16 protein-coding genes are annotated in these 19,802 nt (G+C 46.1%); 6 read left to right on the forward strand and 10 right to left on the reverse strand.

Annotated elements, in window-relative coordinates:
• Window positions 1–159 precede the first annotated feature (159 nt).
• A complete protein-coding gene (locus tag H6H02_RS13555; protein WP_190818460.1) occupies window positions 160–555 on the forward strand; it encodes an SH3 domain-containing protein in 396 nt (131 codons plus the stop codon).
• Between the two features lie 145 nt (window positions 556–700).
• Here H6H02_RS13555 and H6H02_RS13560 read toward each other — a convergent pair whose 3' ends face one another.
• The 6 genes from H6H02_RS13560 to glgP all read right to left on the reverse strand — a co-directional run bounded on the left by H6H02_RS13560 (window position 701) and on the right by glgP (window position 8,790).
• Complete coding sequence (locus H6H02_RS13560) at window positions 701–2,296, reverse strand: cytochrome P450 (RefSeq protein WP_190818470.1); 1,596 nt, start codon at window positions 2,294–2,296, stop codon at window positions 701–703.
• 295 nt (window positions 2,297–2,591) lie between these two features.
• Entirely contained in the window at window positions 2,592–3,077 is a 486-nt protein-coding gene (locus H6H02_RS13565; protein ID WP_190818472.1) for a WbuC family cupin fold metalloprotein, read from the reverse strand.
• Window positions 3,078–3,149: 72 nt separating this feature from the next.
• Window positions 3,150–4,175 (reverse strand): GDP-mannose 4,6-dehydratase, encoded by a 1,026-nt coding sequence (locus tag H6H02_RS13570; protein WP_190818474.1) that lies wholly within the window; start codon window positions 4,173–4,175, stop codon window positions 3,150–3,152.
• A gap of 680 nt (window positions 4,176–4,855) precedes the next feature.
• Complete coding sequence (locus tag H6H02_RS13575) at window positions 4,856–5,311, reverse strand: pentapeptide repeat-containing protein (protein ID WP_190818476.1); 456 nt, start codon at window positions 5,309–5,311, stop codon at window positions 4,856–4,858.
• Window positions 5,312–5,597: 286 nt separating this feature from the next.
• Window positions 5,598–6,434 carry a Tab2/Atab2 family RNA-binding protein gene (locus tag H6H02_RS13580; protein ID WP_190818478.1) on the reverse strand — a complete coding sequence of 279 codons (837 nt, stop codon included), beginning with the start codon at window positions 6,432–6,434 and terminating at the stop codon, window positions 5,598–5,600.
• 160 nt (window positions 6,435–6,594) lie between these two features.
• Window positions 6,595–8,790, reverse strand: a complete 2,196-nt coding sequence (gene glgP / locus H6H02_RS13585; protein ID WP_190818480.1) for an alpha-glucan family phosphorylase — start codon at window positions 8,788–8,790, stop codon at window positions 6,595–6,597.
• A gap of 481 nt (window positions 8,791–9,271) precedes the next feature.
• Between glgP and H6H02_RS13590 the strand changes: the two genes are divergently transcribed.
• Both H6H02_RS13590 and rimM read left to right on the forward strand, forming a co-directional pair.
• Entirely contained in the window at window positions 9,272–10,549 is a 1,278-nt protein-coding gene (locus tag H6H02_RS13590; RefSeq protein ID WP_190818482.1) for a valine--pyruvate transaminase, read from the forward strand.
• A gap of 312 nt (window positions 10,550–10,861) precedes the next feature.
• On the forward strand, window positions 10,862–11,506 hold the full coding sequence (gene rimM / locus H6H02_RS13595) for a ribosome maturation factor RimM (RefSeq protein WP_190818597.1): 645 nt from the start codon (window positions 10,862–10,864) through the stop codon (window positions 11,504–11,506).
• A gap of 153 nt (window positions 11,507–11,659) precedes the next feature.
• Here rimM and H6H02_RS13600 read toward each other — a convergent pair whose 3' ends face one another.
• Window positions 11,660–12,208 (reverse strand): hypothetical protein, encoded by a 549-nt coding sequence (locus tag H6H02_RS13600; RefSeq protein ID WP_190818484.1) that lies wholly within the window; start codon window positions 12,206–12,208, stop codon window positions 11,660–11,662.
• A 302-nt stretch (window positions 12,209–12,510) separates the two neighbouring features.
• Here H6H02_RS13600 and H6H02_RS13605 point away from each other — a divergent pair, with 302 nt between their 5' ends.
• Entirely contained in the window at window positions 12,511–13,128 is a 618-nt protein-coding gene (locus H6H02_RS13605; RefSeq protein ID WP_190818486.1) for a L,D-transpeptidase family protein, read from the forward strand.
• Between the two features lie 27 nt (window positions 13,129–13,155).
• On the opposite strand, the gene H6H02_RS13610 is transcribed toward H6H02_RS13605, so the two are convergent.
• The 3 genes from H6H02_RS13610 to H6H02_RS13620 form a co-directional block, all read right to left on the reverse strand.
• Window positions 13,156–14,601, reverse strand: a complete 1,446-nt coding sequence (locus tag H6H02_RS13610) for an ATP-binding protein (protein WP_347342609.1) — start codon at window positions 14,599–14,601, stop codon at window positions 13,156–13,158.
• A 151-nt stretch (window positions 14,602–14,752) separates the two neighbouring features.
• A complete protein-coding gene (locus H6H02_RS13615) occupies window positions 14,753–16,276 on the reverse strand; it encodes an ATP-binding protein (RefSeq protein WP_190818491.1) in 1,524 nt (507 codons plus the stop codon).
• A gap of 257 nt (window positions 16,277–16,533) precedes the next feature.
• Window positions 16,534–17,601, reverse strand: a complete 1,068-nt coding sequence (locus H6H02_RS13620; RefSeq protein WP_242040696.1) for a GGDEF domain-containing protein — start codon at window positions 17,599–17,601, stop codon at window positions 16,534–16,536.
• A 309-nt stretch (window positions 17,602–17,910) separates the two neighbouring features.
• On the opposite strand from H6H02_RS13620, the gene H6H02_RS13625 reads away from it, so the two are divergent.
• Both H6H02_RS13625 and H6H02_RS13630 read left to right on the forward strand, forming a co-directional pair.
• Window positions 17,911–18,918 carry a permease gene (locus H6H02_RS13625; RefSeq protein ID WP_190818503.1) on the forward strand — a complete coding sequence of 336 codons (1,008 nt, stop codon included), beginning with the start codon at window positions 17,911–17,913 and terminating at the stop codon, window positions 18,916–18,918.
• A 94-nt stretch (window positions 18,919–19,012) separates the two neighbouring features.
• Window positions 19,013–19,795, forward strand: a complete 783-nt coding sequence (locus H6H02_RS13630; protein WP_190818505.1) for a TIGR03943 family protein — start codon at window positions 19,013–19,015, stop codon at window positions 19,793–19,795.
• Window positions 19,796–19,802: the final 7 nt, after the last annotated feature.

Genomic DNA, 19,802 nt, shown 5'->3' on the forward strand with positions numbered 1-19,802 from the left:
ACTCGCTCGAAATAGCAATTTTGAGTGATTAGTAGCACTTCAGTATTTTCAAAGTTTAAATTCAAAGTCTAAATAAATATCAAAAAATCCCTAATTTAAAATCTAGTCAGTTAAGGTGGGACTACATTTACATCAGTGCAGACGCACTTATTAATAAATATGAGGAATTCGAGAAACTCTCTCACAGCGATCGCACTGCTATGTTTCTATACCACTGGCTTGCAGCTAATCGCCCAAACAAAGGCAAATGCAGCTACACCAATTTTACAGGCTCAATCGAGACCTGCACAAAACCAAGGCGTATGTTCATTTATTAATGGAAATAACGTCAATATCCGTAGTCTACCCAATACTCAATCCAATATAGTCGCCAAACTCAATAGAGGCGATACGGTTCGGGCAGTGCGAAAACAGGGTAGCTGGGTTCAAATCTCTGGAAGAGTAACCTCACAACCCGGAGTGACTCCGGAGGTGGTTAAACCTCTGAAGGGTTGGGTACTCAATACTTACATCAATGGATGCTCTGAAGATCAATTCGATCGGTGGCGGACATAAAAAATACCACTTAATTCTCCGTTCCATTGAATTAAGCCAATATTGGGTAGTGCTAAAAAAGTAATGATGCATTAATTTTTTAGCACTACTCCATACACTACTATTCTTTAGCGTTGGCAAAACTTTTCGATCTACTGTAAATAGTTTAATTTAAACCTTGGAGATAGGTTTTTTCTTGTGGAAGCGAATTTCTCAATTTAAAGCGCACTGGCATTTTATCAGACGGATAAATTAACAGGTTTTGCTGTAATTGTTCTAGAGAAGAACGACCCTTGACTAACTCCCAGTCGAAGTTGCGGAGCAATAATGCTAGCATCATCGTTCCTTCCAGCATTGATAAATGCTCCCCCAAGCAACGATGAGGTCCTGAGCCAAAGTCTATCATTGGCAGCGAACTATTTTCCTTAGTTTTATCTAACCAACGTTCCGGCAGAAATTCCTCTGGATTAGCATAGACTTCTGGATCTCTTCCCGCAGCAAGCATTGACCAGGATATTCTTGTACCGCGAGGAATCACTTTACCCTCAATGAGGGTGTCGCGTTGAGCCTCCAATGAAGTCGAGCCTGAGGCTACTGAATAAAGGCGCAAGGTCTCCTTAATAATTGCGCTAATATAAGCCAATTCCTTGAGGCTTTCGGTATTTATCAAGCCTTTGCTTTGCCAAACTTGGTCAACGATGTCTCGTGCTTGCTGAAAAACCCTTTGATTGAAGCTCAACTCTCCTACTGCAAAGGATAAAGTATGGGCTGTTGTATCAGTACCAGCGATTAAGAGTTCAACACATTCTGCTATTAATGTGTCGCGATTGTATTTTGGTTCTTTGGCAGCGATTTTGACTAACATTGATTCGGAGAACCAAGAACTTACCTGTGGTAAATCGGTCTTGTTTTGTTCTCTGAATCGTAAAGCTAAGTCTACACGGGGCGTTAAAAATTCCTCAAAATATCGCTTTGCTGCCCAATAATCTTGTGAATTTTTAGAGGGCAAATATTTCATCCATATCTTCTCGCCAGTAGCTTGTCGTAGAAACCGATAGCCTACAACAGACATTGCTTCGTACAGCTTGGGAACTTCTAGGGGTGGCCCTTCAGGACTCGCGATCTTTCTATCCACAGGAATGCCCAGCACGAGGCAAGAAATCACTCTCATTGTTAGTTCTACAAATAGAGGATCTACCTGAACTTCTTTTGGTGGCGGTGCTTCCTTTAATGTCGCAATTACTTGCTCGCAAGCTTCGCTAATAATTTCCGCATATTTCGTGAGGCTGCTAGAACTAAATGCGGGATTCCAAGCTTTGCGTCGCCACTGCCACTCAGCCCCAGTTTCTCCTATTAGAATCGGACCACCGATATCGTTCCAAGCTTTGCGTAATTGCTCCGACCTGATGAAGCTACCATCTTTCATCCCATTGACAATGGTATCTTCGATAACTTTTGCTTTATTTAAGATAACACCAGGCTGGTTGCCATTCCAGATAACATACATTGGGCCTAGCTCTTGACTCCAATCAAACATTTGCTGGAATAATTTCTTCTGTTTCACTGCTGCTAATAGTTGAGGAATATTTCCTAACAGCCAGTGTTTAGGAGGCGAAGGGAGCGATCGCAGCGATTTGTATGTATTATTTTGTTTCCACCAGCGCCACCCAATTATTCCCGCTATGCTAGTAACGCCTAAGACTGTGGCTAAATATGGAAGTGAGTCGAAATAAGCAATCTCAGTAGTAATGTCTTGAAGCATGAATCCGCCTTTATCCACAAAAAACTACAGATTACCCAGATACTAACTTAACGTGAGTTCGATGGCTAGATAAAGGCAAAAAGCTTGCCAGATTTGAAGCGTGAGAAACTGGGCAGATATCAGCGATCGCGCTCGATTGATTGGGCACTCCCAAACAATCAATTAATCAACAAAAACCAAGAATCCATGCTTAAACAATAGCGATCGCTCAAAGCAGAGAGTGGTAAAGGACAAATAAGCAATGTATCCCGATTAAAATCAAAAATGTTACAAGACAGGCGTGGCATGGAGTGAATTATATTGGGCTAACAAAGTAACTTTGCCAGGTTTGCACCAGTGTCTGAGCCGCTATCGTTCCTTCCAGAGGGAAAAATGAAAGAAATTCTTTATCAGTAGTGGAATCGTAAGGCCCTTCTTTAACTTCAAAAATTACAGTATTTGGTACTAAAGCGATTAGTGTATGATAAGTTCCTTCGAGTAATTCAATACCAGAGGGCGTTCCAGCAGCACTAATCTGTTCCTGGTGAATGATTGCGCCTTGATGGTTAAACAAAAGCATTCCTACGGCTCCCTGCAAAATCAGGCACAGCTCGAATCCATTGTGACCGATTGCCCGTTGATGGCGATGGGGACGCACATAAGTCCCTGGTTGCAGACAAATAAGCGATCGCTGAACTTTTTCTTCTAAGGTGTGGAAGTTGTAGCTTTGTCGTAAGCGATCGCTACTTGATGCCTGTTGGGCAACTGTATCTATTAAATTTTGGTTGAGACGTTTAAACATTTTTCTCCAAAGAAGTTTTTGACCAGGCTGGCAAGTCTGGTCAGAAGGTAGGGTCAAAATACTTCCGAGAAACTAAACACTTAATATTACTGAAGATGGAATATTGCCCACCATTGAAGGTGATAAATACTCCAAATACCACTTAATTGTTTCAGCTAGCCCTTCATCAAAAGAATATCGGGAACTCCACCCAAGCATTTTTTGGGCCTTTTCTGCCGATACCTGCTGGTGCCAAATTTCCCCGTGGCTTTGATTCATAATTACAGGCTCTATGTGTTCGCAATTCATCAATTGCTGGAGCTTTTGCACTATTTCTAGCACCGTCCAACTACCACCCATTGCGAAGTTGAAAGCCTCTCCATGAACTTCTGGACGAGCTAGCCCTTCAAACATTGCAATATAGGCATGGGCTGCATCTTTGACATATAAAAAGTCCCGCATAAAATTACCTTTATCGGGCATACGAACCAGAGGACTTTCATTGCTCAGTAGCCGTCGAATCGTATTCGGGATCAGTCGGCTCCAGTTTAAATCTCCACCACCGTAGATATTACCAAACCGCCCTATAGCCACAGGCAATCCGTAGCTGTGATAGTAGCTTCGAGCAATTAGGTCAGCGCAGCTTTTAGAGACATCGTAAGGATGTCTTCCCAGCGTTGGCATATCTTCTGTATAGGGTAAGACGGGACTATCACCGTAGGCTTTGTCACTCGATGCCACTATCACCCGCCGTACCAAATCTGAACGGACGCGACAGGCTTCCAATATGTTGTATGTGCCACGAATGTTTATCTCAAATGCCAATCGAGGTTTCTCAAACGCCAAACCTTCTACCGACACTGCTGCTAAGTGAAACACCGTATCAATGCCGCGATCGCCAATCACCTTTTCAAGTAAATCGTAATCCTCGATTGACCCAACAACATTGTTGACACGATGAACGATTCCACTACGCACAAAATGACTGTCTGGGTTCCAGTCAGCCAGTATCGTCGTCACCGTCGCGCCCTGCTCTAATAAGCACTCAGTCAACCAAGAACCCATAAAACCGGAAGCTCCGGTTACTAACACTCGATGATCGCGCAGAATATCACTCACTGATGCACCTAAATAAAAACTAACTCTGCACTAATATACAGTTTGTACATCTATCCAAAGTGTGATGCATACTACTTTTCTCCGAGAGAATTAGTTTTTTATGGATTTTGCGATCGCACTGATGAGATGAGCCATCGGCGAACCAAAACTCTAACCAGAGATTGCAGAATCTCTTTAAAGTTGTTTGAAATCTTAGTCTTGGAAGGCTTCGGAGTTTCCATCTTCCCCTCAAAACAGCCAAAAGCCGCTCTAAGTCATCCCACCATCAATCAGGTTACACAAGTAAAAAATGCAATCCTGACCCTGCTGCTGGCGCTGTTCATATAAGCTTGAGCCTTTGCATACAAAAGGCGTCTGTTCATTGATTAACGCTAATAATCTCAATATCCAAAAAAGTTCCAGCACTAAATCACAAGCGATCGCTAAACTCAATAGAAGCGATCGTGTCCAGGCGGTGCGAAGACAAGGTAACTGGGTTTAAATCTCTCAAAGAGTAACATCACAACCTGGAGCGACACCGGAGGTGGTTAAACCTCTCAAGGGTTGGGTACTCAAATACTGATATTAATAGATACTCAGAAGATAAATTTAATTGATGGCGAAAATAGGGAAGCCGCTCGTTTTAAATCTATTGGACTTCCCCAATTCTCCGTAAAATCCTAAGCGCTAATCAGCACCATCTAGTCCCAACGAGGAATATCGGCATCTTCCCCACCAATACCGATTCCGGTGTTAAATATTTCAGCATCCGTGAGAATTAGGTTATCCATTGATGCCCCATACACATTAGCGTCATAAATTTTAGCGTTCGTAAAATTCACGGCGTTAAGATTAGCTTGCTGAAAATTGGCATTCGTTACAAAAGCTGAGGTTAAATTAGCGGCTGTCAAGTTTGCCTTCGTCAGATCAGCACCTTCCAGGTTCGCATTCGTCAGGTTAGCGCCTTGCAAATTAGCTTCTCTCAAGTCAGCGCCAATCAAATGTGCGCCGCTGAGATTGGCTCCTGATAAATCGCACCGAACACATTCCCTCGTTGACAATAGCTGTTTTACGTGTAGCGGATTCTCCGCTTTCACTGGCATAGTTAAAAATAGTGGAGCGAGTAATGTTAGTGTCGCGAATAGCTTGAGTTTCATAATACTCCCCCTTTATCAAAAAGGTTGTTCCGTTTTCTTCCTCACACCTTTATTATCTCACTAAGATTCTGTGGTAGACATTGATTGATGCCACATATAACTTGTGATAGAGAACATAGGATTTAATCACTCGTTAGCAGGGTTACAATAGTGCTTCATTGGGATAAAGTACGATGAATTCCTAGCGCTCTTGCATCTTCAACGTGGGTTGAGCGTAGCGGATGGAGTGCGATCGCATCAAATCGCATCAATCTGCCTTTAATCTATTTTTGGTAGAGGGACAACCTCAATCTTCTCCTCGCAACAGCCAAAAGCCGCTATAAGTCATTCCCGACTCATCCGGTTGCACCAACAAAAAATGTAATCCCCGGCTCTGCTGCTGACGCTGTTGATAAGCTTGAGCTGCTGCCGTAACTTCTTTATCCTCAAAAGTGGCAACAATCCAGCGGTCAACCAACCCAGCCTCTAATACCAACCCATCCGGCGCACCCGCAATGTAATTGAGAGAAACGGGATGCGCCTCTTGTAGCCAACGCGCCAAACGCATCGATTGCCGCCCACCGTAAATTACCACACCGGGAACGGGCACCGTAGACGCCAAACCCAGATTGATCGGCAAAAGAAATTCTGGCATCTCCAGAATCGGAATTGGGCGTTCTGCAAAAGCTTCTACCACAGCAACCGCAGGAAGCGTGGCAAATCGCCATTGTTCTCCCCAGAGGTTCTCTGGCAATGGGACTGGTGGCGGTTTGTCAAGAGATGAGAGTTCGCCAGTGTAGGTATAGTTATCGAGATTGGGGTATTGTCGCGCCTTTTCTTGCAAATATTCCTTCAGCGCCCTAGTTCGTCGAGTTGCTTCCACCTGAATACCCAGTTGTTGCGCCCCTGCCTGAATCAAACTCAACGACTGGGGACGAAACACTTGGATGAGATTCGGCAGATTTCCACCTGCTGCCTTCTGTAACTGAGAAACCAACCAACTAGCATTCGCTTCAGATTGAGGACAAAAGGCGTCATAACGAAAGCTGCGTGTAGCGTCGCAAAGCAACAACTCCCACAACACCTGCCCTTTTTCATCTTTGAGAGGACGCCGATAAAAATCAGCTTGCCAAACCCGATTCATCTTGCACTGTCTTCCTTTGCGTCCTGGACTTCGCCCCGCTTCGCTAGAGCATCTTTGCTGTTCAAAAAAAAGCAGGTGGGCAACGCCCACCCTACTTTTAGCTCAAAATTGAGTAAATTCATACCTATGTAGGGGCAAACGACGCGCCCCTACAAATTTGCTACGCTAGAGCGCTTGCCAGAATCGGTTCAGTACCCACTGAAGTTCCCGGCGCGTACACCTGAGTCACGTAGTCCGCAATCATCCGGTCGGTGTTGAATAGCGGCGAATTTGTCTTAATCGACGCCTTCATCATCTGAATCCAGCGATGAGGAATTCCATTCTCATCTTGGTCATAGTAGAGAGGAACGATTTCCTCTTCGAGTAGCTGGTAGAGAGATTCCGAATCAATCCGGTCTTGCAACTCCTGGTCGCTGGTGTGGGCATCTTCACCAATTGCCCAGCCATTGCTTCCCTTGCCATCTTGCCCTTCTTGATAGCCTTCGCACCACCAGCCATCGAGGACACTGCAATTAATACCGCCGTTGAAGCAGACCTTTTGCCCACTCGTCCCGGAGGCTTCTAAAGGACGACGCGGGTTGTTCAGCCAAACATCAACACCTTGCACCAAATGTTGCCCCGTGTAGATGTCGTAATCTTCAACTAAGGCAACTCGGTTGAGAATGTCTGGGTGCTTGCACCACTCCATCAACCGCTGGATAATCCGCTTGCCTTCTTCGTCATGAGGGTGCGCTTTACCGGCAAAGACAATCTGCACGGGTCGTTGGGAATTCCCAAATATCCTCAAGGCGCGTTCGGCTTCCCGCAGCAGCAAATCACCCCGCTTGTAAGGGCTGAAGCGTCGTGCAAATCCGATCGTCAGCACGTTGGGGTCTAGCAGCTTGTCGGAGGCATCAATGCGGAATTGCTCTTCACCGCGACCAATTCGTGCCAATTTCACCTTAGAACGGGTATGAGCAATCAGGCACTCTTTGAGAACTTGGTGCCGCCACCAGATTTCCTCATCAGGAATTCCGTCCACCTTTGCCCACATCTGTTTGTCAGCCATGCGGGTTGACCAATCTTCACCCAGGTACTGGGAATAGAGGTCGCCCATTAAGGGTGCTGTCCAGGTACGCGCATGGACACCATTGGTAATGTGACCAATGGGCACTTTCTCTTCGCTACGGTCGGGATAGAGAATGTTCCACATCTTGCGGGAAACCTGACCGTGCAGTTCGCTGACGCCGTTGGCAGTGCGACACATCCGCAAAGCCAAAACAGTCATGCCGAAGGGTTCCCAAGGGTCGCCCAGTCGGCGTGCCCCCAAGGAGAGGAACTGTTCGCGCGACAAGCCCAATGTCGGCCAGTAGTGGGCGAAGTAGGAATCCATCAGGTCTGAGGAGAAGACATCGTGACCTGCGGGAACGGGAGTGTGGGTGGTGAACACGCAGCGATCGCGCACCAATCCCTCGATATCATAGAAAGACTTGCTGGTACGCTGAATTTCTTGTCGCGCAATCTCTAGGGTGCAGAATGCCGCGTGACCTTCGTTCAGATGACACACCGACGGAGTAATCCCCAGTGCTGCCAGCGCCCGAACGCCGCCAATCCCCAGCACAACTTCCTGAGCGATGCGGGTTTCTTGGTTGCCGCCGTACAGGTGCCCTGTCAGCCAGCGGTCAATGGGATCGTTGTCGTGTCGGTCGGTATCCAGTAGGTAAAGATTGACGCGACCGACTCGCGCCAGCCAAATTTGGGCTTTGACCAGCCGTTGCCGGATTTCCATCTCAATGGTGATGGGTTCCCCAAGAGTATTCTTCATCAACTCCAGAGGCATCTGGTCAAAGGGATTGTTAACATAGTTTTCTTCTTGCCAACCGCCACTATTCAACCGTTGACGGAAATAACCTTGGCGATAACAAAGCCCTACAGCGACCATCGGCACGCCTAAATCAGAGGCGGACTTGAGGTGATCTCCGGCTAAAATTCCCAAGCCGCCAGAGTAGATAGGTAGGGATTCGTGGATGCCAAATTCCGCACAAAAATAGGCGACTGGTCGCTGTGGGGAAATTTGCGGCGCGACGCGAGATGCCCAAGAATTTTTTTCGCTCATGTACTTGTCGAATTGCTCGACAAGTGCATTCACCCGTTTGATATAAGCTGGGTCTTGAGCGAGCTGAGTGAGTCGCACAAAAGAAGCTGATTCCAGGATGGCGACAGCGTTGTGTCCGCAGCGGTGCCATTCATCGGGATTAATGTTCTGAAATAGAGAAGTGCGATCGCTCGTCCAACTCCACCAATAGTTATATGCCAGGTCTGCCAATCGCTTGAGAGGAAACGGTAGCTTCGCACGCAGCGTTTCAATTGTTGTCATAAATTCCGTTGCACTACACTTGACAGGCTTGCTCTTCAGATTCGTCTGGATAGGGCGTCTGGATAGGGAGCATCTTATCTTCTACGGGTTGTTTGGCTTTTAGCTCACGAAAGCAGAGTCGCTAAGAGCCAGAAAACCTCCGGCTATCCAGCCCGATTTATAGCTTTACAGGATTTTCTAGATAAACTGTGTTTTTTTACACTCTTTACATTTTTTCCCCAAAAATTTGTCAAGTAATTTGAGGAAGATTATGGTTTTGTTAAGTTTGAGCAGACAACGCCCAAACCATGCGTAATCTAAACAGCCGGTTCTGCGACTTTCTCAACCCTAGACTGGCTCTACTGGTGCCAATTAGTCACGAAAATTACAGTTAAATTGGTTAGAGTACCAACGATTCACTAAATTAACTAAAGGGGAAAAAGCTTCCACTAACTTGGCACCCCGGTTGTTAATCTCTCAATTTTCAAAGTCGCTTTAGCTTATGAATCCTGCCCTGACTCAATTTGGCGATTGTATGTCCCACCTAACTGGGGTGCGGGCAATTATGAAGGATATTAAGGAAACCCTGCAAGCAGGTATTGGACAGGAATATATTAATTTAAGTCCTGGAAATCCAGTGATTTTGCCAGAAGTAGAGCAGTTATGGCGGGATTACACCGAAGAATTGCTAGCTAGCTCAAATTACGGTAACGTGGTTTGTCGCTATGGCGATTCTCAAGGCTATGAGCCGTTAATTGAAGCGGTAGAAAAGGATTTCAATCGCCGCTACGGACTAAATCTGACTCATCGCAATATTTTGATTACCCCTGGCAGTCAAACGCTTTATTTCTTTGCCGCGAATGCCTTTGGGGGGTACACCACAAGCAGTAAATTAAAGCAAATTATCCTGCCCCTGAGTCCAGATTACACGGGTTATGGGGGTCTGACCTTAACCCCAGAAGCATTATTTGCCTATAAACCCGCCTTAGACATTGATGCTGCTGCTCATCGGTTCAAATATCGCCCGGACTTCAGCAAACTGAAGATTACAGAAGATACAGGTTGCGTATTGTTCTCGCGTCCTTGTAACCCAACCGGCAACGTCCTCACGGATGAAGAGGTCAAAAAAATTGCCGATTTGGCTGCGCCTTATGATGTGCCAGTCTTGATCGATTCTGCGTATGCACCTCCGTTCCCGGCGTTAAATTTTACCGAGATGACGCCAGTGTTTGGAGAGAACATCCTGCACTGCATGAGCTTATCGAAAGCGGGGCTACCTGGAGAACGGATTGGGATTGCGATTGGGGATGAAAAGTGGATTCACGCGCTGGAGTGTTTCCAGACGAATATGTGTATTCATTCATCTCGGTATGGACAAGCGATCGCTGCCCGTGCGATTGAAACGGGAACGCTGGCAGAAATCGCTACCACGGTGATTCGCCCCTACTACCAGAAAAAATTTGATGTTGTAGAAAGCAGCATCGAACAGGCAATGCCCAAAGATTTGTCTTGGTTCCTGCATCGCGGCGAAGGAGCAATCTTTGCGTGGCTGTGGTTCCAAGATTTACCCATTACAGATTGGGAATTGTACCAGCAGTTAAAGCAAGTGGGTGTCATTGTTGTACCAGGTAGCTCTTTCTTCCCCGGATTGCACGAAGAATGGGCGCACAAGCAACAATGTATCCGTATTAGCCTGACTGCCACAGACCAGGAAATTGAAATCGGGATACAGCGCTTAGCAAAGGTGGTAGAGCAAGTATATTCAGTTGTTAAATGTTAGAAAGCCCTGCCGGACAGAATTCGCGGCGATGCAAACTAACTCAGAAAAGCGCGGACTTTTAGCAGCCTCTGTGTCGCTGCCCCTTCCAGTTATCAAAGCATTCACTCCCGTGTACACACATCTTTGGTTGAGTGGCAAAACGTTGATTGATTTCCCTTGCATCCCCCGATAAATTGGGGAACTTTGACTGGATTATCACCCCAATTTATCGGCGGGTTGGGGGAATCAAAACGGGACTGGCAAGTTCAAGAAGATTTGTGCGTACACGGTAGGGCATTAAAGAGAATACAGAATACGGAATACAGAAAGCTGATGACCAATGACCAGTGGTTAGAAATTGGCACAATTGTTGCCGCTCAAGGGATGAAAGGGGAGTTGCGGGTGTATCCGGAGTCCCAATTCCCAGAACGCTTTGAGGAACCGGGAGAGCGTTGGATGTTGCGACCGGGCGAGACAGAACCGCAGCCAGTAAAATTGGTCAAAGGGCGATATATAGATGGTAAAAATCTATACGTTGTCCAGCTGGCTGAGGTAGAAAATCGGGATCGAGCGGAGGCACTCACTGGAACCAAGTTAATGGTGAAAGCTTCCGATCGCCCTATCTTGGCAGAAGATGAATACCACGTTCTAGACTTAATTGGCTTGGAGGTTTTCCTTCAAGAATCGGGAGAAAACTTGGGCGTGGTGGTGAATGTATTTCCGGCTGGCAATGATTTACTGGAAGTGCAGTTGCACCAGCAACCTGTAGCTGTTGCGCCAGAGGATGAGCCGGAACTACCCCAGAAAGGGGAAGTCAATCGAACCAGTAAAAAACGGAAACTTCGACCGAAGGAGCCGAAGCCGGTTACAATTTTGATTCCTTTTGTGAAAGCGATCGCGCCCGTGGTAGACCTGGAGAATCGGCGAATTGAAATTACGCCACCACCTGGATTGCTCGAAATGAATCAGGACGTTTGAATTTTTTCAGAATCCTCGCGCGATCGCAACCAAGCCTCTATTTCACAAGATAACTTTCACAAAAAAACTTCGCAAAAGAATCATGCCGTCCTTTAGGGGACGGCATGGCGACGCTAACGATTCTTTATTACTTGCTCAATGCGGGGAAAGTAATTACCAAAGCGCTGGCACAGGCGCTGCCTGAGTCGTCTCAGGTTCGGTTTGAGTCGTTGTTGTTTCTGGAGCCGTTGTTGTCTCTCCAGTGATTGTTGTCGGCGCAGGAGACGGTGTTGTCTGCACTGTTCTTTGCTGAGTTGTCGTCTCTTCCACCCGACGGGTTCTGTTGAGGCGAGTGGTATCTGTCGTATCGGCTGTAACCATACTCACATTGCTAGCCATATTCTGGTCATCCAATGTGGCGCTAATCTCCATTCCTGGCATCAGGTTCAACCGGGTTAGATCCTCTGGTGTAAGCATCATATCTCTGGTTGTACCGTCTGGTAGTGTCAGCGTGACTACATTGCCCTTAATGCTTCGGACGGTTCCTCTAACTAATTGACTGGCGTCAGTTGGGCTAGGAGTGGTTGTGTCGGTGTTGGTTTGGCTGAGGAGCTGCCTGGATTCACCTTCTGCTGGGCGAGCGATCGCTGGAAACACCGATACTGCGGAGAGTAACAGTGTTAGCATCGTACCTGTCAATACTTTGGTTTTTGGCAAACGCATTACACCCTCACTTTAAAATATTTGGGTAATAAACTTGACTATTGGCAACAGTTGTAGTTAGCAACGGATGAAAACACCCAGATTGTTTTCCAAATCCTATCTATACTCGGCTAAAGATTTACTCTACCGGAATATATAGGTCATCACGAGTAGGTCTGGGAATAAAATCTAACTTTGTGAACCTTGACACTACTGAGAAAATCCAATTTCAAATTAAGTCAGCTAGTTCAGTGTGATTTACAGTTTTGATCTCAGATAATAATTCGATAAGAGTCGTTGACCAGGGAAAAGAGAGGACAGGAATGCTCGGAGGTAAATTACCATCTGGAAGCTTCAAGCTGCTGTGCTTCAGTGCAGCCATTCTATTGCTGGGCGTTCGGCAGCAGACGGCTGCCTCAGTTCCAATACAAGCTTTGGCAAGTACCAGAGAGGCAATGATTGAATTGCCTGTTTCGGAACCAAAATTGCCTCCACTGGGGGCACCCTCTCTCTATCTGCCTTTAGAGGAACTCTCCCCAGCGAGTACCACGCCTGATACTCATTTAGTGATTAAATTAAGCGATCGCCGCGTCTATGTCTACCGCGACAATCAAGTGAAAGCAAGTTATCCCATCGCCGTCGGGAAAAAAGGTTGGGAGACGCCTACAGGCACATTCAAGGTGACGCAAATGCTACGCAATCCAGCTTGGCAGCATCCTTGGAATGGAAAAGTCGTTCCTCCAGGCGCAGATAATCCTTTAGGAGCCAGGTGGATCGCTTTTTGGACGGATGGACGCAATTTTATCGGGTTTCATGGCACCCCCCAGGAGAAACTCGTGGGACAGGCCGTCTCCCACGGCTGCGTCCGGATGCGGAATCAGGATATCTTGGCTTTGTACGCACAGGTAGACATCGGAACACCTGTAAAAGTAGAGCCTTAAAGCCTTAAAATTGCCTTTAATTTTTCATTAAACTAAGGGCAACAAAATCTCAAATTCAGTGCCTATAGCTGGTTTGGCTTCTGTGCTGGAATTGTTAGAAGCAGAGTACCCCTGGGGAGAGCCATCCTCAGGGCATACGCTGTGCGAGTCGCCCTGAGGGGAGGCACTACGCGATCGCATTCTTAATTTTCCACCGTGCTTCGCCGTCACAATCTGATAACTCACCGATAAACTCGTTTCTTTCGCAGAGCGTTTCTCCACAGAAAAAGACTCAAGAATTTGCTGGTGTACTTCTGGAGACATTCCAGGGCCATTATCGGCAATGCGAATGGAAACCCAGCGCGAATCAGAAAATCCACTTTGGCTTGCCTTAGACGAACAAACTTCTGTCGTGATTTCGATTCGAGGCTTCTGGTGGGTATTGGATGGCAATGTTCCTCGGAAATCCTCAGTAAACTGCTGAACTACTGCTTGATTAATCAATGCATCAATCGCATTCGTGAGGATATTCATGAAAACCTGGTTCAATTGACCCGCATAACATTGTACCGGCGGCAAATGACCATAATTTCTGATAATTTCAATTTCGCTGCTTACCCGACTTTTTAAAAGTAAAAGAATACTATCTAAACAAGCGTGCAAATCAGCAGGCTTGGGATAAACATCATCAATATGGCAAAAGTTTTGCAGACTCATCACTAGCTTTTTCAATCGTTCAGCTCCGGAGCGGATGCTGGCAATCGAGCGGGGCAAGTCTTGTTGGACAAACTCAAATTCTATCTCTTCTTTGAGAGCCGCAATTTCTTCAGGAATCTCCGGCAAATGTGTCTCATAAGCAGACAGCAATTCGGTTAAGTTCTCAGTATAAGCGGAGACATAGGTTAAGTTCCCCCAAATAAAGCCAACCGGGTCTAAAATTTCGTGGGCAACTCCATCCACTAAGCGGCCTAAGCTTGCCATTTTCTCACTTTGAATCATCTGAGCTTGGGTGCGTTCATATCGCACCTGAGCTTCGATTCCCCGGATTTGCCAGGAAACAACATTCAAGTCCTGAACATCTAACAGCCAATAGTCAGATTCTCCAACTTGCACCACGACGGGTTCTCCCAGAAATTCAGGCGATCGCCGCAGCGCCTGCTGGGTTGCCGTCAAAATCGGCGTACTATCGGGAAGGATTAAAACCTCAGATTGGACGTACTTGTAGAGGATGTGCAGCGGTTTGTGCAGAAACAGCTCTAGTCGATGAGGACGGATCAGATATTCCAAAAGCCGTCGCCGCGAAATCATCCCGGCAAACTGACCTTGTTCGAGCAAGATAGCTCCTGGCAGCAGGGGATGCTTCTCAAAAATTCGGGCAACCTCCACACCCACGCAGCTAGGTTTCACCTGAAAGGTATACAGCGGAAGTTCCCCAAGAGTTGACTCTATGGAGAGATCGCGATCGCTCCCTTGGGACAAGGACGGAAGTGATATAAATCCGTTTGGTACCGACACACAACGCCCACAAATGCAGCAGTGAGGCTGGAATCAGCCATGACCATAGACTACCATTTTCAGCAGTTGCTCCACCCGTCCTTGAGGTTAATTTCTGCTACTTTTTTCAGAAAAATTATTACCCAGCTTCTTAAACGAGTGGCAATCGGATCTCGAATTCTGTACCCATCCTTGGTTGTGAATCTTCTCTTCCTCTTGGATTGCCTAGCAACTCGCGTCCGCTAGCCCCAACAGATAGCCTTTCTGATGGCGGATACGAATCTGCTATTTCTACTCCTACTGAGGAAGCTAGGGGCACCGGCAACGCATTAGGCAATGCTTTAATTACGGGGGAGGTGCTAGAAGCAACATACGTTAAAGGCGAGCAGTCTTCTGGGCATACACGCGATCGCACCGATAAATGACCCCCGTGTTTCTCGGTAACAATTTGATAACTAATTGCCAACCCCAATCCCGTTCCCTTACCCACCGGCTTTGTGGTGAAAAACGTCTCAAAAATCCGCTCCTGAATTTCTGGTGGAATTCCCGGTCCATTATCTGCAATCCGAATCGCTACCCATTCAGAATCTTCGATTTCTAAAACTTCCGTCGTAATCTCTATTTGGGGTTGCCAATCCGACCCATCAGTGACTTGCTCTTTGAGCGCATCAATCGCATTACTAATAATATTCATAAATACCTGACTCAGTTGCCCTGAGTAGCAATTCACTAGGGGCAAATCGCCATAATTTTTAATTAATTCAATTCCCTGTTTAAGGGAATTATTTAAAATCAATAAAGTACTTTCAATACACTCGTGCAAGTCAATGGGCTGCCTTCGGTTCTCATCCATATGAGAAAAATTTTGCAAGCTCTTAACAATTTTTGTTAGTCGCTCTGCACTCAGCTTCATACTCTTTATTAATTTAGGCAAATCCTCTAAAAGAAACTCAATCTCCATTTCTTCTTTCAGTTCCTCGATTTTACTTGAAGGTTTGATTTCTTTTTCATAAGCTGCCAATAAACCTATTAAGTTTTGGTAATACTTTTCCACAAAACCGAAATTCCCATTAATGCAGTTAATCGGATTTCTAATCTCATGGGCAACCTCAGCAACTGTCCGCCCCAAACTTGCCATTTTTTCAGTTTGCAACATCTGAGCTTTGGTTTGCTCATTCAGCAACTCAGTTGTCAACTCATGAATTTTGGACTGCGCTACCAGTAATTGATGTACATCCAGTAATCGGTAAATTCCCGGCGCTAACTCTACCACAATCGGTTCATAGAGTAACTCAGGAGGTCTTTGCAAAGACTGCTTTGCCGCCGCTACAATTAACGTGTCGCCAGAAAGTTTCAAAACATGGGTGCTGGCAAATTGATATAAAGCCAGTAAGGGTCGCCTTAAAAATAATTCCAGTCCATAAGGACGGCTCATTTGTTCTAAAAATCGCCGCCGCGAAATCATTCCGGCAAACTGACGGTCTATCGTTAAGATGACGCCTGGTAACAGCGCATTTGTTTGAAATTCTTTGTTGACTTCCTGCCCCAAACTAGAAACTTCTATCTGAAAATCGTATAGGGGCAGTTCTTGAAGGGTTGACTCTAAATTGAGGTTTTTTATCTGAGACAGCGGGAGAACTGATAATTCCGACGGGGATTCTTGGCAAGCCATCATAAATTACCTCAATTAGTTCTTTGCTGTATAAGAAAATGCAAAATCTACTTGATTCCCACATTCTACTGAATTTAATTTATAAATTTTACAGGTAGAACCTTTGTTTATTTTTAAATTCAATTTAAAGTTTAGATTAAGTTTTGGTTAAAAATGACTATTTTAGGCTTTTTTGAATTGTGATAGAGCTGAAATACTTTACACTTTTACTGAACTAAAACAACTCTATATATTTATTTAAAAATAGAATAATTCTTTATTCAAGAACTTGCAGATGGCTCAGAAATGGATGAGCGATCGCGCGGAATACGAAGCAGATGACCTTGAGACCGATCTCGCCCAGTCTGTTTTGCTTGATAAAGCTTTTCGTCCGCCGCTGCAACCAGCATTGCAGGTAAAAAAGTTGAGCTAGGAAAGATTGTGGCAACGCCTAAACTCAGGGTGATGTACTCGCTTACATCTGAGCAAACATGAGCAATCTTCAAGGCTTTCACAGCCAGTCTGATGCATTCTGCGATCTGAAGGGCACCCTCAAGTGAGGTGTGCGGCAAAATCACGGCAAATTCTTCGCCCCCATAGCGTGCCACTAAATCTTCTGGCCCCTGCACCGCTTGCTGGATGGCACCTGCAACCTGTCGCAAACTGTCATCACCCGCTTGATGACCGTAGGTATCGTTGTACTTTTTGAAGAAATCAACATCGCACAGGATCAGCGATAATTCTGAATGATTCGCTTGGATCTGTTGCCAACAAGATTCGAGATAGCCATCAAAACGGTGTCGGTTAGCAACCCCAGTCAAACCATCAGAAGTGGCAAGGTGCAGCAATTGTTGGTTGGCTGCTTCCACATGAGTATAAAGTTGAGTGAGCAATTCAGTTGCCAATTCGTGAATTTGCGACTGAGCGATCAGTAATTGATGTACGTCTAATAATCGATAAACGTGCGGCGCGACTTCCACCACAATCGGTTCATAAAGTAACTCAGCCGCTCGTTGCAAAGATCGACGCGCCGCCGCCACAATTAATGTATCGCCGGTCAGAATCAAAGTTTCCGTTTCGGCGGAGCGATATAAACACTCAATGGGACGTTTGGAAAATAGTTCTAATCCGTAAGGACGGCTCATGTATTCCAAAAATCGCCGCCGTGAAATCATCCCAGCTAATTGACCCTGCTTCATCAAGATAACGCCTGGAAGTAACGGATTAGCTTTAAAAATCTGAGTAACTTCCCAGCCAACTTGATGATATTCAATCTGACAATCGTGAAGCGATAGCGATCGCAGCGTGGACTCCAAACACAAGTCTTGCTGGCTTCGATTGGATGACAAAGGAAGTGATAAAAATGCGTTCAGCACAGGGTACCCCGCTGCATGAAAACGCAGCAATGGAAGCTTGCGTATACTTCATGCATAGGATAGCATTTTCACCAGCAATCGTCCGTGTTACAAACGACAAAGGTTCTGTAAACTCCGTAAATTTACGGTAAAGCTACAGGCGGATTCGGCAGAACGCGAGCAACTTTTGGTAACAGGGTTCGTCCACTAGCACATTCAGAGAACCTAGTGATGAGTAGTAATAACCGCTAAAATGTCTTGGCAACCTCATAAAGCTAAAAAAGGCTTCTCACGATCCAAAGCATGAATCAACTGCACAACGCTTTCACCTTATTTTTGAGTTTGCTGGTAGAGGCAATGCCTTTCTTACTGCTGGGGGTTTTGCTCTCCGGTTTGCTCATGTTGTGGATCGATGAGGGCAAGCTGATTTCTGTCATGCCGAAAAACCCTATTTTGGGGGCATTTGTAGGTAGTTGTGCGGGCTTTTTGTTCCCGGTGTGTGAGTGCGGCAACGTTCCGGTGGCGCGGCGGTTGCTGATGCAGGGAGTGCCTGCGCCCGTGGCAGTTGGATTTTTGCTAGCGGCACCGACCATTAATCCGATCGTGATCTGGTCAACCTGGGTAGCGTTTCGAGATCAGCCAGAAATTGTCGTGTTGCGGGTGGTATTTTCTCTATCAATCGCGACGATTATTGCCTCGGTTTTCAGCGTTCAGTCCAATCTGAAGCCGATACTACAACCCGCGATCGCTTGCGCCATACCTCAGATGCAAACTCAAGGGGCACGGGAAGACGACACTCCCACCTTGTTAAAATCCGGCACGTTTTGGCTGGGACAACCGCAACCAGCAATGAGCGCTGTTGGCATCTCCGGCGGGATGGGTCAATCGATTACGTCAAAACCCTTGCCTTTCAAGCTGCGGATGTTCCTTGATAATACAGTCCAAGAGCTGCGGGAATTGGGAGGCGTGTTAATTTTGGGAAGCGCGATCGCAGCGGCGATTCAGGTACTCGCTCCCCGCGAACTAATCCTCAGCTTGGGTCAGGGGCCAATCACCTCCATCCTTGCCATGATGGGATTAGCGGCTCTGGTGTCAATTTGTTCAACGGTCGATTCCTTTTTTGCCCTTTCCTTTGCCACAACATTTACCAGCGGCTCCTTGTTAGCCTTTCTGGTATTTGGCCCCATGATTGACCTCAAAGGCATCGGTTTGATGTTATCCATTTTCAAACCCAGAGCTGTGTTTTACCTGTTTGGTCTTGCAGCTCAGCTGACTTTTATAATGACTCTCTTGTATACGTACTTTTTCTAAGATTCGTGGTTAGTTGCTAATGGCGAATGGAACAAAGGTTTCCGAACAATTAGCAATTAATCCAGTCTTGAATTAGCAATTCGCACCCTTACCAATGACCAATCAACCAAAAATTATTTCTCAAAAATTTATAATTCCTGCTTTGGATGTCTTAGCACTAACCGCTTGGGGAGCCTTGCTCCTGAAATATTGGTTCACGGGTCAGTTATACCTGCTGATTCACCGAGATTACTTTAAATTTGTCGTTGTCACTGCCATCTGCTTGTTAATTATGGCGGCGTTGAGCGCTATGCAACTGATGGGGAAAGTGTTGAATAACCGGAAGGAAAGTCGGTCGGTGGCAGTTCTTCAGCACATCACCCTATTTCCTCCCGGTTGGAGCAGTGTATTGTTGCTGTTGACGGCAATCGCCGGTTTATTGGTTGCCCCCCGCGCATTTACCTCAAACACAGCGCTCGATCGGGGGATTACGGACTCTTTGACCTTGACACGAGCGCAACCCCAATCATTTCGCTCTTCAACAAGACCGGAAGAGCGATCGCTCATCGACTGGGTACGGACACTCAACTTCAACCCAGAACCCGATACCTACACGGGTCAGAAAGTTAAAGTGAAGGGATTTGTCGTTCATCCCCCAAAACTCTCCGAGCAATATCTGTTAATTTCGCAATTTGTGATTACCTGCTGTGCCGCAGATGCTTATCCCGTGGGACTTCCGGTAAAACTCACTCAAAACCGGGCAGCTTATGCGCCTGATACTTGGTTAGAAGTTGAAGGTGAGATGATGACCGAAACTCTAGAAGGCAAACGCCAACTCACCATCAAGCCAAATTCCCTTAAAAAAGTAGAAGCACCGAAGAACCCGTATGATTATTAGACGATTT

Source organism: Coleofasciculus sp. FACHB-1120, assembly GCF_014698845.1.
In the GTDB taxonomy this organism is placed as follows: Bacteria; Cyanobacteriota; Cyanobacteriia; order Cyanobacteriales; family FACHB-T130; genus FACHB-T130.

Coding starts and splice junctions, on each gene's coding strand:
- H6H02_RS13555 (WP_190818460.1), top strand. CDS start 160: ATGAGGAATTCGAGAAACTCTCTCACAGCGATCGCACTGCTATGTTTC.
- H6H02_RS13560 (WP_190818470.1), bottom strand. CDS start 2,296: ATGCTTCAAGACATTACTACTGAGATTGCTTATTTCGACTCACTTCCA.
- H6H02_RS13565 (WP_190818472.1), bottom strand. CDS start 3,077: ATGTTTAAACGTCTCAACCAAAATTTAATAGATACAGTTGCCCAACAG.
- H6H02_RS13575 (WP_190818476.1), bottom strand. CDS start 5,311: ATGAAACTCAAGCTATTCGCGACACTAACATTACTCGCTCCACTATTT.
- H6H02_RS13580 (WP_190818478.1), bottom strand. CDS start 6,434: ATGAATCGGGTTTGGCAAGCTGATTTTTATCGGCGTCCTCTCAAAGAT.
- glgP (WP_190818480.1), bottom strand. CDS start 8,790: ATGACAACAATTGAAACGCTGCGTGCGAAGCTACCGTTTCCTCTCAAG.
- H6H02_RS13590 (WP_190818482.1), top strand. CDS start 9,272: ATGAATCCTGCCCTGACTCAATTTGGCGATTGTATGTCCCACCTAACT.
- rimM (WP_190818597.1), top strand. CDS start 10,862: ATGACCAATGACCAGTGGTTAGAAATTGGCACAATTGTTGCCGCTCAA.
- H6H02_RS13600 (WP_190818484.1), bottom strand. CDS start 12,208: ATGCGTTTGCCAAAAACCAAAGTATTGACAGGTACGATGCTAACACTG.
- H6H02_RS13605 (WP_190818486.1), top strand. CDS start 12,511: ATGCTCGGAGGTAAATTACCATCTGGAAGCTTCAAGCTGCTGTGCTTC.
- H6H02_RS13615 (WP_190818491.1), bottom strand. CDS start 16,276: ATGATGGCTTGCCAAGAATCCCCGTCGGAATTATCAGTTCTCCCGCTG.
- H6H02_RS13625 (WP_190818503.1), top strand. CDS start 17,911: ATGAATCAACTGCACAACGCTTTCACCTTATTTTTGAGTTTGCTGGTA.
- H6H02_RS13630 (WP_190818505.1), top strand. CDS start 19,013: ATGACCAATCAACCAAAAATTATTTCTCAAAAATTTATAATTCCTGCT.